Consider the following 14211-nt stretch of genomic DNA (forward strand, 5'->3'; position numbering starts at 1 on the left):
ATCATAAATAAATAGAAAATTTAGAAAGCAAAGCACTATATTTGCACTCGCAAAATTTCAATAAAACAATAGAATGAAAGCTGGAATTGTAGGATTACCAAATGTAGGGAAATCAACCTTATTTAACTGTTTATCTAATGCAAAAGCGCAAAGTGCAAACTTTCCGTTTTGTACCATTGAGCCTAATTTAGGAGTAGTAAATGTACCTGATACTCGTTTAGAAAAGCTAGAAGAACTAGTGAATCCTGAAAGAGTTTTACCTGCAACTGTAGAAATTGTAGATATTGCTGGTTTAGTAAAAGGAGCTAGTAAAGGAGAAGGTTTAGGTAACCAATTCTTGGCTAATATTCGCGAAACAGATGCTATTTTACATGTATTACGTTGTTTTGATAATGACAATATAGTACACGTTGATGGTTCTGTTGATCCTATAAGAGATAAGGAAACTATTGATATTGAACTTCAATTAAAAGATTTAGAAACTGTTCAAAAACGTTTAGAGCGTGTAAAAAGAACAGCTAAAACGGGTAATAAAGAAGCACAAGTAGAATTAGAAATTTTATTGAAAGTTGAAGCTACTTTATTAGAAGGGAAATCTGTTCGTTCTATTGAGTTTACAGAAAAAGAAGAGGAGTTCGTAAAACCATTACAGTTTATTACTGCAAAACCTGTTTTATACGTGTGTAATGTTGATGAAGGTTCGGCAGTTTCAGGAAATGCCTATGTTGATAAAGTAAAAGAAGCTGTAGCACACGAAAATGCTGAAGTTATTGTATTAGCTGTAGGAACAGAAGCAGATATTACAGAGTTAGATGATTATGAAGAGCGTCAAATGTTCTTAGCTGACATAGGATTAGAAGAAGCGGGTGTTTCTCGTTTAGTTCGTTCGGCTTATAAATTATTGAACTTACAAACTTATTTTACTGCAGGTGTAAAAGAAGTGAGAGCTTGGACAATTCCTGTAGGAGCAACTGCACCACAAGCAGCAGGAGTTATTCACACAGACTTTGAAAAAGGATTTATTCGTGCTGAAACAATTGGTTATGATGATTATGTTGCGTTTGGTAGTGAAGCTAAAGTAAAAGAAGCAGGTAAAATGAGAGTAGAAGGAAAAGATTATGTAGTTAAAGATGGTGATATTATGCACTTTAGATTTAACGTGTAACTTTTTCAAAGAATAAAGCATAAACTCCACTAATTTTTAGTGGAGTTTTTTTGTACCTTAGAAGTTCAAATTCGCTTATAATGCAACTAGAAAAACAAACATTTCAATTTTTAAAGGACTTAAAAGAAAATAACAATCGTGAATGGTTTACAGAACACAAATCTCGATTTATAGAAGCTCAAAATAATGTGAAAGCTGTTTATAAAACCATTCAAGATAACTTAAATAAGCATGATGAAATTGATAAGTTTAAGTTGTTTAGAATATATAGAGATGTCCGTTTTTCAAAAGATAAAACACCTTATAAGACACATTTTGGAGGTTCTTTTCATAGAAAAAAGCCAGAATTGAGAGGAGGGTATTATTTGCATGTTTCTCCAGGAGATAGTTTTGTAGCTGGTGGATTCTGGGAACCAAACAAAGAGGATCTTTTACGTATTCGTAAAGAATTTGAAGTAGATGCTTCTGAAATTAGAGAGATTTTAAAAGAAAAGAACTATGTACAACATTTTGGAGGTAAACTTGAAGGAGATGAGCTTAAAACTGCTCCTAAAGGGTTTGATAAACAGCATCCAGATATCGATTTGATTCGTAAAAAAGGTTATATAGCTATTCAGCGTTTTTCTGATAAAGAAGTGTTAGCTCCTGATTTTTTAACAAAGGTAGATGATGCTTTTAAAGCTTTACGTCCGTTTTTTAATTACATGAGTGATGTGTTAACCACGAACTTAAATGGAGAAAGTATTTTAGATTAATTTAGGTGTAATCTAACTTCTCTTTTTAAATAAGCATAGGTAAGTACTGTAGATAAAACATCAGCTATAGGAAAAGACATCCAAACACCATTTACACCATAGAATTTAGGAAGTATATACACTAAAGGGATTAAAAAAAAACCTTGCTTTAAGAGTGTTAACAATAGCGCAGGTAAAGCTTTGCCTGCCGCTTGAAAGTATGCAGATCCAATTAATTGAGTAGTAATTACAGGAGTTGCTAAAAAAGCTATAATTAATGCATTAGGAGTAAGGTTTAATAACTTTTCGTCTTCTGTAAAGACACCAACTAATTCATTAGGAAATAACATTATCAGAATAAAAATTAAAACAGCTATTCCCGTACCAAAAAGTATAGATGTTTTTATAGTTTCTTTCACTCTTTCTGTATTATTAGCTCCATAGTTATACCCCGCAATAGGTAAAAAACCTTGTGTAACTCCTAAAACAGGAAATAAAGCAAATAACATAACCCTGTTTATAATACCATAAATAGCAATTGAAATTTCACCTCCATATTTAAAAAGAGAATAGTTTAGGACAATAGTTAAAATACTTATGGTTCCTTGCCTTACTACTGTTACACCTCCTAAAGAAATAATCTCTTTTACAATAGAAAAATTCAATTTAAAATACTTTGGAATAATTTTTAATTCAGTTCTTTTTGAAATAAAAAACCATAAAATGAATAATCCACTTACAGCATATGAAATAGAGGTTGCTAACCCAGCTCCATACATTCCCAAGTTCATAAACTTAATGAAAATAACATCTAAAAAAATATTAGCAATTGCAGGAAATAACATGGTGAGCATAGCATAATTAGGTTTCCCAACTGCTCTAACAACAGGATTACCCATCATAGCAAAAGCCAAAAACGGAACTCCCCAAACAATTACATCGAAATACTCAGTAGCAGGTGTTATAATATCTCCATTGGCACCAAAAAGTCTTAAAATAGGAGAGCTGAAAAACGTTCCTAACAATACAAATAAAATAGACAATGCAATAGTTAATGAAATTTGATTTCCAAAAACCTCAAATGCTTTATCATCTTTGTTAGCTCCTAGTGCTCTAGAAATTATAGAGCTACCTCCAATTCCAACTCCCATACCTATTGAAGATATTAAAAAAGCTATGGGCAAAACTACTGTAATTGCTGCGATAGCAAGTACGCCAATCCATCTACCAACAAAAATGGTATCAACAATCATATTAATCGACATTACTAGAATTCCAATAGAAGCAGGAATAGCTTGTTTTAAAATAAGTTGACTAATACTTTTAGTACCTAAGTCGTTGGCGATTTTATTCATGCTGACTAAATTAGTGTGAATTATCCATCAAAAATAAAAACAGCGTTAGATTTAAGTAATAATTAACATCAATCCTGTAAGTTTGCTTTATGAATTTATTTGAACAAAAACATATCGTAACTCCAGAAGAGATAGATGAATATAACCATGTAAATAATGTAGTGTATGTACAATGGATGCAAAATATTTCTGATGCTCATTGGAAAGAACTTTCTAAAAATGTAAAAAACATCGACTATGTTTGGTTTGTTATTCGTCATGAAGTTGATTATAAAAATCAAGCCGTATTAGGAGATGAAGTTACACTTAGAACATGGGTCGGGAAAACAGAAGGGATAAGATCGGTACGTCACTTTGAAATGTATAGAGGAGAAACTTTATTAGTAAAATCTCAAACTACTTTTTGTTTGTTAGATGCTAACACAAAAAAGCCTAAAAGAATTACGAAAGAAGTAACAAACTTATTGTTACCGTAAAAGAAACAATATCTTTGCACTTATAAATTTATAGAATGACAACATTTACCGCATTAGGAGTACGAAAAGAATATGTTAAGGGATTGAAAGAGTTAGGAATAACAACTCCTACTGAAGTACAAAAAGAAACCATACCTTATTTACTTGAAAATAATTCAGATTTTATAGGATTAGCACAAACTGGAACAGGTAAAACAGCTGCTTATGGTCTACCTATTTTGCATAAAATAGATGCTTCAAAAGATAATGTACAAGCATTAATTTTATCGCCTACAAGAGAACTGGTACAACAGATAAAGAAACAGTTATTTAAATTTACAAAATATGTTGATGATAGAATTTTTGTAGAAGCTGTTTACGGTGGAGAAAAGATTGAACGTCAAATCAACAATTTAAAGAGAACTACACATGTTATTGTAGCAACTCCGGGACGTTTGATTGATTTAATAGAAAGAGGAGATGTAGATTTAAAAAACATTAAAACCTTGGTGCTTGATGAGGCAGATGAGATGCTTAGCATGGGGTTTAAATTAGAATTGAATCGTATTTTAAAATATACTTCAGGTACTCGTAAAACATGGTTGTTTTCGGCAACAATGCCAGATGAAATACGAAGTATTATAAAAAAATACATGAATGCTTCAGCAAAACAAGTTGAAGTAAACAAAAATGTATTGGTGAATGCCAATATAACACATCAATTCGTAACAACTACGATTCCTGAAAAAACAGATATTATTGTTAAGTTTTTAGAAAAAAGATATGCTGAAAGAGGCATCATTTTCTCAAGAACCAAAGCAGGTGCTCAAAAGCTAACAAAAGAATTAAAAGAGGAAGGCTTTTCGGTAGAGGCTTTAGAAGGAGATATGCAACAAAAAGAGCGTGATAAGGTAATGCGTGCTTTTAAAAACGGAAATCTTCAAGTATTGGTGTCTACAGATGTTTCTGCAAGGGGAATAGATGTTCAAAACTTAGCTTTTGTTATCCATCATCAATTACCAGAACAACTAGAATACTACACACACCGTAGTGGTAGAACGGCAAGAGCGGGGAAAAGAGGAATTTCTTTAGCATTGATTCTTCAAAATGAAAGAAGTCGTTTAGCAGAAGTAGAAAGAACATTACAAATACAATTTTCTGAAATATCAATATAAATGGATGTAGTTTACGCCATAGACATTGCCGGAACTTTTGCTTTTGCCATTAGTGGTGCATTAGTTGCTATTAGAAAAAAGTTTGATGTTTTTGGAGTCATTATCATAGCTTTTGTTACTGCCGTAGGAGGCGGAATGACAAGAGATGTGCTTATTAACGCACACCCTATAAACTGGATTGGAGATATTAACTATATCTGGACAATATTAATAGCTGTTGCGGTAACTTTTTTATTTCGAAGTAAAATAGCACCGTTAAGAAGAACAATGTTTCTGTTCGATACTATTGGTATAAGTGTGTTTACGTTATTAGGTGTTCAAAAGGGGATAAATTTTAATTTACATCCGTTTGTAGCCTTAGTTATGGGGATGTCTTCTGCAGTAATGGGAGGAGTGATAAGAGATGTACTAACAAATGAAATTCCGTTAATTTTTCATAGAGAAATATATGCGTCAGCCTGTTTAGCAGGAGGAATTGTATACTTACTTTTATATCCTTTAAACATTAATGAAGATGTACTTTTTGTTATTTCTGCAGGAATAATTATTCTTGTAAGAACAATTGCTGTACAGTATAAATTAGAGCTTCCTCGTATTAAAAAGGATGTTTTTGGAAAATAAAAGAATATGAAAAAAATAGTTTTTGAAAATTTAAAAGAACTTTCTGATATTGAAGGAAAACAATTACCAGTAGGAGAGTGGTATACCGTAACTCAACAAATGATTAATGACTTTGCGAATGCCACATTAGATAAACAGTGGATTCACATTGATGAAGAAAAAGCAGCTAAATATTCTCCAACAAAAACAACAATAGCACACGGATTTATGTCTGTTTCTATGTTGTCGGAACTAATTTCTAAACAATTTGAAGTAAAAAGTGTAACTATGGGGTTAAACTACGGATTGAATAAAGTTCGTTTTCCAAATCCTGTACCTGTAAATAGTGAATTACGCTTAATTAGTTCTGTTAAACTAATAGAAGATTTTCAGAATGGTAAAAAGCTAACCTTTGATTGCACAATAGAAATAAAAGGGCAAGAAAAACCTGCTTGTGTTGCCGAATTTATTTTTGTTCTATTTGAATAAAAAAATGCTGTCTTGAAAAGAACAGCATTTAATTTATATATTTCTAAGCGGTTATGACAACCAACCTTTAGCTATTGTTTTTTTAGAATACATTAATAAAAACACACCTATAACAATTACCATTATAGGCATTATAACACTTCCTGGTCCATATACTTCAGCTGCTCTACTCATAAATAAGTTATACGACATTTGAACAACAATAGCTATTAGCGAAATTAAAAACATAGGTCTTGCTAACTTTTTTCTCATTAATAAAAAAGCACTACCTATTAATCCGCCAAAAACAGCAATAGCAAAAGCAGCAGTAACCCAAGTAGGAACATTTTCATATAAAGCTCTTTCTGCTTCAGGCAAAGCAGCTTTAACTTCATCTGTCATATAAGCTTGACCAATGTAAGACATAACACCTAGTCCATTCCAAACTAAGGCTGCAACACCAATAATCCAAAAAAGTGTAGTGGGTTTGTTTGAATCTGTCATAAAAATAGTTTTTTAGTTAGTTACTGATAAATGTAGTTATAAATAATTCAAAATACAAAACCCACTGTAAATCAACGAGTAGGATAAGAGGGTAAATAAAAATGGTGAATTTGCCTTCTTAAAATAATGTTAAAGACATATGGTAATTGTAACGACAATAGAAAATAATCGTCATATAAGCATATAATTACTTAACAGTAATGTTTAGTGATTAGTTAGTTTTTAATAGTTGATTGAAAGGAAAGGCTCGAGATATTATCCCGAGCCTTTTTTAATATATTTTATTTTTAAAAATATTATTTTCTTTCTAAAAGAGCCATATAAAATCCATCGAAACCAGATTTATGTGACAATACTTTTTCGTCTTTTACAAATTTAAAATCTTTTCCTGCATCAGAAGCTAAAAAGAATTCAACTTGTTGTTGATTTTCAGATGGTAGTACCGAACAAGTAGCGTATACCATTTTTCCTCCTGGCTTTACCATTTTAGAATATTGTTGTAATACTTCTTGCTGAGTACCACGAATTTTATCTAAAAACTCAGGTTGTAATTTCCATTTACTATCAGGATTTCTTCTAATTACTCCTAAACCAGAGCATGGAGCATCAATTAATACTCTATCAGCTTTTCCTTGTAACTTCTTAATAACTTTTGTAGAATCAATTACACGAGTATCAATATTATGAACTCCGTTTCTACGAGCACGAACTTTTAGTTTTTTCAATTTACTTTCGTAAATATCCATTGCTATGATTTGCCCTTTGTTTTTCATTAAAGAAGCTAAGTGTAACGTTTTACCACCAGCACCAGCACATGTATCTACCACTTTCATACCTGGTTCAACATCTAAGTAAGCAGCTACTAATTGTGAAGATGCATCTTGAACTTCAAAAAAACCTTTTTTAAAGGCTTCTGTTTTAAAAACATTCGCTCTTTCTACTAATTTTAAAGCATCATCATATCCTTTGATAAACTCTGTATCAATTCCTTCAGAAGCTAATTGTTTTTGTAAGTGAGATTTGGTTGTATTTAAGGTGTTTGTACGTAAAATAACCTCTGCCTGCTTATTTAAAGCAGCTATTTCTTTCGTCCAAACTTCTTCTCCTAACTCTTGAACTCCAACTTCATCAATCCAATCAGGAATAGATTCTCTAAATTTTCTTGTCTTTAATAACTCATCAAACCTACCTTTAATTCTTCTTGTAGGAGTAGGTTCTATCTGGTTCCAATCTGGTAATTGAATTCCTTTTAACACACACCAAACAGCAAATAATCGCCATAAATCAGGACGAGAATAAGGTGCTTTTACATTTGCTATTTCTGCATATAATCGTTTCCAACGAACCACATCATAAATAGTTTCAGCAACAAATTTTCTATCACGTGCTCCCCAACGTTTATCTCTCTTTAAAGCTTTTTCAACAGCTTTATCTGCATATACATCTTCATTAAAAATATCGCGTAAGCTATCAATAACCGCGAAAACTAAGTTTCTATGTAATCTCATTTGATGAATTTAAGAGTGCAAAGATAGTTGATTTTAATGGCTTTTTGTATTTTCGTTCTCAATGAATTTAAATAACCCCGTAACTTATATAAAAGGAATTAGTGTTGCCAGAGCAGAGTTGTTATTTACCGAGTTAGGTATTAAAACTTGTAACGATTTATTGCACCTTTTTCCGTTTAGATATATCGATAAAACACAGTTTTATACGATTAATCAGTTGCAACAAAACTCCGCTGAAGTACAAATAGTAGGAAAGATTACAGGTGTAAAAACGGTAAAACAAAAAAGAGGTAGTAGGTTAGTAGCTACTTTCTCAGATTCTACGGGTACCATGGAATTAGTTTGGTTTAAAGGGGCTAAATGGATTAAAGATAGTTTAAAAGTAAATGTTCCATATGTTATTTATGGAAAACTAAATTGGTATAATGGTACTCCTAATATGCCACATCCAGAAATGGAAACAGTAAAAGAATACAAAAGCAAGCTACAAATGGCTATGCAACCAGTATATCCTTCTACTGAAAAATTAAGCACTAAAGGAATAAGTAACAAGGTCATGCGTACGATGATTCAAAACTTGTTTCAGCAAGCTTATAATGATATTGAAGAAACTTTTCCGGCTCATTTTATCGAAGAACATCAATTTTTAGGTAAAAAAGAATCACTTTTAAATATTCACTTTCCTAAGAATCAAGAACTACTAGCAAAGGCTCAATATCGATTAAAGTTTGAAGAGTTATTTTTTATTCAATTACAATTATTACAGAAAAAACTCATCCGAAAATCAAAACTAAAAGGATTCGTTTTTGAACAGGTAGGAGAGGAGTTTACCAATTTTTATAACAATCACTTACCCTTTGACTTAACAGGGGCTCAAAAACGAGTATTGAAAGAGATTCGTAAAGATGTTGGCTCTGGAGCACACATGAATCGATTATTGCAGGGGGATGTAGGTTCTGGAAAAACGATTGTAGCATTATTGACTATGTTATTAGCCATTGATAATGGTTATCAAGCTACAATTATGGCTCCTACCGAAATTCTTGCAACACAACATTATAATGGGATAATAGAGTTATTAGAGAAAACCGATATTAAAGTTGAATTATTAACAGGGTCTACCAAAACAAAAAAGCGTAGAGAGATTCATGAAAGTTTAGAAGATGGTTCGCTACATATCCTGATAGGAACACATGCTATTTTAGAAGATAAAGTACAATTTAAAAAACTGGGTATTGCTATTATTGATGAGCAACATCGTTTTGGAGTTGCACAGAGAAAAAAGTTATGGGAAAAAGGAAGCCCAACCCCAGCCCTTCCCAAAGGGAAGGGAGAAGAAGTTCGTAAAAAATATATGACAGCTCGACCTTCAACATATAAACTTTTAAAAGAACTACAAGAACAACGTAAAAAACAGACAACACCTGCTGAGCGAGTTTTATGGGAAAGTTTAAAAACAAAACAATTAAACTATAAGTTTAGAAGACAACATATTATTGATGAATTTATAGTTGATTTTGTTTGTTTAGAGAAAAAACTCATCGTTGAAGTAGATGGGAAATATCATGAAACTCCTGAACAAGAAGAGGCAGACAATTTGCGTACAGAAATTTTAACTGATTTTGGATATAAGGTAATTAGATTTACCAACGAAGAAGTTATTGGCAACATTGATAATGTTCTAGAAAACATAAAAGAAACTTTAAAAAGCCTCCCCTCAGGGGAGGTTGGAGGGGCTGTTATTCCTCCACATATTTTAGTAATGACTGCAACACCTATACCAAGAACATTGGCAATGTCCGTTTATGGTGATTTAGATATTTCTGTAATTGATGAACTGCCTCCTGGACGTAAAGAAATAAAAACTGTACATCGTTATGATAGTAATCGTTTAGGGGTTTTTAAGTTTTTGAAAGATGAAATAGCTAAAGGAAGACAAGCATATGTGGTATATCCATTAATTCAAGAGTCTGAAGCGATGGATTACAAAGATTTAATGGATGGTTATGAGAGTATTTCTCGTGAGTTTCCTTCTCCTAAATATCAAATAAGTATTGTTCATGGACAAATGAAACCTGCTGATAAGGATTATGAAATGGAGCGATTTGCCAAAGGGGATACTCAAATTATGGTAGCAACGACTGTAATTGAAGTAGGGGTAAACGTCCCTAATGCTTCTGTAATGGTAATTGAAAGTGCTGAACGTTTCGGTTTAAGTCAATTACACCAATTACGGGGTAGAGTAGGGCGTGGTGCAGAACAGAGCTATTGTATTTTATTATCGAGTTATAAATTATCTTCTGACGGAAAAACTCGTTTACAAACAATGGTAGAAACTACAGATGGATTTAAAATTGCTGAAGTAGATTTAAAACTTCGTGGTCCTGGAAATATTATGGGAACACAACAAAGTGGTGTTTTAAACCTTAAAATAGCAGATGTTGTTAAAGATAGTCCAATATTACACGTAGCCCGTAAAGCTGCTATAAACTTACTTCAAGAAGATCCGAATTTATCAGAAATAAAAAATTCCAGCTTGCTGAAAGCTTATGAAAAGCTTAGAAAAACAAGTGGAATTTGGAGTAATATAAGTTAGAATTAAGTACTAGCTAGTAGTACTTAATTCTTCTTCTTCGTTGTCGCTTTTATTAAGCCTAAGTATTATATATCCTATTATTGCAGAAATAAGAGAACCTAAAAGTACACCAATTTTAGCGGATCCTAAGAATTCAGGGCTCTTAGCAAAAGCTAAACTAGCAATGAATATTGCCATAGTGAACCCGATTCCTGCTAAAAATGATACACCAACAATGTGCTGACCATTTATTTCTTTTGGAACTTCAATTATTTTAAGCTTTTTAACTGTGGTAATAACTGTGGTGATTCCAATACTATTCCCTAGAACTAAACATAAAGCTATGTGTATTATTAAGGAAGAGTCTAAATGCGTATTACTATCTATTATTAAAACTCCTGCATTAGCTAAAGCAAAAATAGGAATAATTGCATATGCTACTATATCGTGTAGTTTATGTTCTAAAAGCTGAAGAGGAGATTGGTAATCTTCTATCCAATGATCTAAGTTATCTATTTCATTAATTTGCTCTTTTGACAATATTGGTTTAGGTGAAACCTTCGCATTTTTAATATTATCCATTATCTGAGACAAATTAGCTAAAAACTCAGGGGTATGTGCTTTTTGTCTAATTGGTACAGCAAAAGCCATTAATATACCTGCAACCGTTGGGTGTATTCCTGCTTTTAAAAATAAAACCCAAATAACCGCACCAAACATAAAAGTTACGTAGTGAGAATAAAAACCTTTATGAGCAATAAAATAAAGAAAAGCTAATAAACCTATAGCGATAGATATCAATGTAATATCAATACTAGTACTATAAAATAAAGCGATTACTAAAACAGCTCCTATATCATCAACAATAGCAAAAGCAGTTAAAAAGACTTTTAAACTTAGTGGTATTCTTTTACCTAAAGTGTTTAAAACAGCTAAAGAAAAGGCAATATCAGTAGCCATTGGAACCCCCCAACCATGTGCTGTTTCCGGATCTTCATTTAAAAGAATAAAAAATAAAACAGGAAATAACATTCCACCTAGTGCTCCAAAAAGAGGAAACGCTAGCTTTTTAGTAGAGTTTAATTCACCTATTAAGAATTCTCTCTTAATTTCTAACCCAATTAAAAAGAAAAATACAGCCATTAACCCATCGTTAATCCAAAGTATTAAAGGTTTGTATAATTCAAGGTGTTCAGACTTAAAACCTATTTTATAGTCCCATAAAGCACTGTAACTGTCTCTAAAAGGAGAATTTGCCCAAATGAGGGCCAATAAAGTAGCTGCCAACAATAAAATACCACTAGCACTTTCAGTTTTTAAAAATTTTTTAAATGGAGATGCTATACTCTTTTTATTCATGTTTGTATATAGATTGTAACTTGCTTTTTTAACTTGAAAAAAAGCAAGGATATTAATTTTTTTGTTTCAGAAAGCGAAGATAATTCATCAAACTTTAACGAAAAGTTAAATTTTTAAAACTTTTTAACACTTAAGAAGGAAAAACGATACGAAATACCCAAATTTATTTGAGTACTACTTAAATTTCCTCCTCTAGCTTTTACATAACCCGCTCCTAATCTTAAATTTAAGTTATTAGTAAGTTTTTGATTAACTCCAACACTAGGTTTAACAATTAATCCTTGTCCTGTACTAATACCACCACCACCAGCTGCACCTCCTAAAACTTGTGCGAAAAGAGAGGTTTTTCCGTTAAAGAATTCATTTGTTTGAACTCCTAAACCAACAATCCCTTCTGCATAAGCTCCTGCATTACCAAAGTTAGCAAAAGAAGTTTGACCTGCCGCATATAAATATTTATTTAAGAAAAAATTTAATTGCAGTGATATTTGATGCATATCTTGATCAAAACCACCATCTCTTGCAGCATCTAAGTATAAATCTTGTTTAATAACTGCGTCAAACCCTTTGAACTTTCCTTCTGAAAATTCTTTTTCATCTGGTAAAATACCATCTCTATCCATGTAATACTTTAATCCTAGACCAAAAGTTGAAGACACAAAGTGAGAATCTGGACTCATCAAGTATCCCTTATTGATTGATGCATACACATTATCAAATAATTTTTGCTCTAAAGAGAGGTCTGGATAGATTAAAAAACCTCCTTTAGTATCTACTCCGCCACCGCCACCAGCGCCTACTCCAAATTTAGCTAAAATATTTGTACGATTCTTATTCATTGACAAATGATACCCTCCACCAAGGAAAACATCCATGTAACCTGCCTTAATTCCGTGATAAGCACCATCTGCTTTAACGAAAAAGAAAAAATCATCTGTAAGATAAGAATTTAATTCAAAACCTGCTAAACGTATTGTATTTCCTTCATAAGAACCTTTGGTTACTTTAGCATTATTTAAATGAACTAATAGTGAAATTCTGTTACTTAAGGTATTCCAAGAGGTATTTTTTAGCTCTTCAATAGAAAAAGTACTTTCTCTATCTTTAAATCCTGCGGTCTCAAAAGATAAAGGAATTTGTACAGCTACATTGAATTGGCTACTATTAATAGTGCCCCCGTCAAAAAAATCAACATAACTATATCCTGCAGTGGCAGAAAAATGTTTGAAATCATATCCTAAATTAATGTGGGGGAGTATAAAAGCACCACCGCCATCAGGAGCTGATGCACCACCACCGCCACCAAAGTGAATTCCTGCATCTATAAAAAGTTTATCAGTTATTTTTTGTTGAATTCCTGCGTTTACCCCCAAAGTAAAAAAACCTCCTCTAATACCTCCTACAGCTCCATATAAACCAACTCCTGCGTAACTCCAATCATTTAATTTTAGATTGTAGTGGAGCCCTGTGTAGTCCATATTTTGTTCTCCTTCAGGCATTTTAATCGATAGGAAATCAATTTGACCAAATCCAAATTGTGTTTTCCTTTCAGGGACATTACTTATTTGTCCGTAAAAAAAATGAACACTCATAAGTAAACTTACTATGAGTGCTCTCTTAAAAATAATGTTAAGCATTAAATTTTATTTAATTATGTATTTTCTGGCGTTTTCCGTTTATGTATGAAGCTACAAATGCGTCACTAAATCCAATTTTTATTAATTCTTTTTGTAAGTCTTTAGCTTCCCCTAAAGTAGTATACAAACCTAAAGAGTATTTAAAGTAACCATCATCAGTTGTAACCGTTGAAGGAATAACTTCTGAAGATAATAATGGATATTTGTTTTCTGAAAGTACTCCAATTTGTACTGAATAAATTGTTTGCCCATTTGTGTTTTGTGCTACTTCATCAGCCATTGTTTCTGTATTTATATCAGAATTAGAACTAGATGAAATATCGTTATCAGATTCATCGGAATTTCTAGCAGCTCTTGCTTGAGCTCTGTTTATACTGTCTAACACTCTAAAAGCTTCTTTCTTTTTTACAGCTTCTACATCTATATTATTAATAGCACTACTACCACCATTTGCATAAAAATAATATGCAGCTCCTAAAGCAAGGCCTAATAGAAGCCCTAAGAAAATAGGCAGGGTTTTTGAGCTCTTTTTTAGTGTAGCTAATTCTTCTTGTGTGCTACTTAATTCGCTTTCTGCTTCTTCTCTTTTTAATTTAGCATTGTCTAAGTCTTCTTGCATTAACTTAAACTTCTCTTCTTCTATAAAAGGCATAAGTTTGTGGATTAATTAATAGTT

General features: G+C 32.1%; 13 protein-coding genes. 7 read left to right on the forward strand and 6 right to left on the reverse strand.

The genetic code is table 11. From position 1 onward, the window contains the following. Window positions 1–73: 73 nt before the first annotated feature. Window positions 74–1165 (forward strand): redox-regulated ATPase YchF, encoded by a 1092-nt coding sequence (gene ychF, locus LCI24_RS07645; RefSeq protein ID WP_274639845.1) that lies wholly within the window; start codon window positions 74–76, stop codon window positions 1163–1165. 80 nt (window positions 1166–1245) lie between these two features. Further along, complete coding sequence (locus LCI24_RS07650) at window positions 1246–1920, forward strand: DUF2461 domain-containing protein (RefSeq protein WP_274639846.1); 675 nt, start codon at window positions 1246–1248, stop codon at window positions 1918–1920. Here LCI24_RS07650 and LCI24_RS07655 read toward each other — a convergent pair. Beyond that, the gene (locus tag LCI24_RS07655) at window positions 1917–3254 is read right to left on the reverse strand and encodes an MATE family efflux transporter (RefSeq protein ID WP_274639847.1); all 1338 of its coding nucleotides are present in this window, start codon (window positions 3252–3254) and stop codon (window positions 1917–1919) included. The genes LCI24_RS07650 and LCI24_RS07655 overlap by 4 nt on opposite strands. A gap of 89 nt (window positions 3255–3343) precedes the next feature. On the opposite strand from LCI24_RS07655, the gene LCI24_RS07660 reads away from it, so the two are divergent. From LCI24_RS07660 to LCI24_RS07675, 4 genes are read left to right on the forward strand one after another with little or no spacing between them, the layout of a single operon-like run. Further along, window positions 3344–3730, forward strand: a complete 387-nt coding sequence (locus tag LCI24_RS07660; RefSeq protein ID WP_121146808.1) for an acyl-CoA thioesterase — start codon at window positions 3344–3346, stop codon at window positions 3728–3730. Between the two features lie 35 nt (window positions 3731–3765). Then, window positions 3766–4884: a DEAD/DEAH box helicase gene (locus LCI24_RS07665; protein WP_274639848.1), complete on the forward strand. Its 1119-nt coding sequence runs from the start codon at window positions 3766–3768 to the stop codon at window positions 4882–4884. Then, window positions 4885–5505 (forward strand): trimeric intracellular cation channel family protein, encoded by a 621-nt coding sequence (locus LCI24_RS07670; RefSeq protein WP_274639849.1) that lies wholly within the window; start codon window positions 4885–4887, stop codon window positions 5503–5505. Window positions 5506–5511: 6 nt separating this feature from the next. Further along, window positions 5512–5973 carry a MaoC family dehydratase gene (locus tag LCI24_RS07675; protein ID WP_274639850.1) on the forward strand — a complete coding sequence of 154 codons (462 nt, stop codon included), beginning with the start codon at window positions 5512–5514 and terminating at the stop codon, window positions 5971–5973. Window positions 5974–6024: 51 nt separating this feature from the next. Here LCI24_RS07675 and LCI24_RS07680 read toward each other — a convergent pair whose 3' ends face one another. Both LCI24_RS07680 and LCI24_RS07685 read right to left on the reverse strand, forming a co-directional pair. Next, complete coding sequence (locus LCI24_RS07680; RefSeq protein ID WP_274639851.1) at window positions 6025–6456, reverse strand: hypothetical protein; 432 nt, start codon at window positions 6454–6456, stop codon at window positions 6025–6027. A gap of 296 nt (window positions 6457–6752) precedes the next feature. Then, window positions 6753–7964, reverse strand: a complete 1212-nt coding sequence (locus tag LCI24_RS07685) for an RsmB/NOP family class I SAM-dependent RNA methyltransferase (RefSeq protein ID WP_274639852.1) — start codon at window positions 7962–7964, stop codon at window positions 6753–6755. Between the two features lie 61 nt (window positions 7965–8025). On the opposite strand from LCI24_RS07685, the gene LCI24_RS07690 reads away from it, so the two are divergent. Continuing rightward, the gene (locus LCI24_RS07690; RefSeq protein ID WP_274639853.1) at window positions 8026–10560 is read left to right on the forward strand and encodes a DUF559 domain-containing protein; all 2535 of its coding nucleotides are present in this window, start codon (window positions 8026–8028) and stop codon (window positions 10558–10560) included. Between the two features lie 9 nt (window positions 10561–10569). Here the strand turns inward: LCI24_RS07690 and nhaA are convergent, their stop codons facing one another. From nhaA to LCI24_RS07705, 3 genes are all read right to left on the reverse strand, one after another. Further along, window positions 10570–11898 carry a Na+/H+ antiporter NhaA gene (gene nhaA, locus LCI24_RS07695; protein ID WP_274639854.1) on the reverse strand — a complete coding sequence of 443 codons (1329 nt, stop codon included), beginning with the start codon at window positions 11896–11898 and terminating at the stop codon, window positions 10570–10572. A gap of 113 nt (window positions 11899–12011) precedes the next feature. Beyond that, entirely contained in the window at window positions 12012–13490 is a 1479-nt protein-coding gene (locus tag LCI24_RS07700) for a hypothetical protein (protein WP_274639855.1), read from the reverse strand. Window positions 13491–13545: 55 nt separating this feature from the next. Beyond that, the gene (locus LCI24_RS07705; RefSeq protein ID WP_274639856.1) at window positions 13546–14187 is read right to left on the reverse strand and encodes a hypothetical protein; all 642 of its coding nucleotides are present in this window, start codon (window positions 14185–14187) and stop codon (window positions 13546–13548) included. Between the last annotated feature and the right edge of the window lie 24 nt (window positions 14188–14211).

It is taken from the genome of Tenacibaculum larymnensis, assembly GCF_028829235.1.
In the GTDB taxonomy this organism is placed as follows: domain Bacteria; phylum Bacteroidota; class Bacteroidia; order Flavobacteriales; family Flavobacteriaceae; genus Polaribacter; species Polaribacter larymnensis.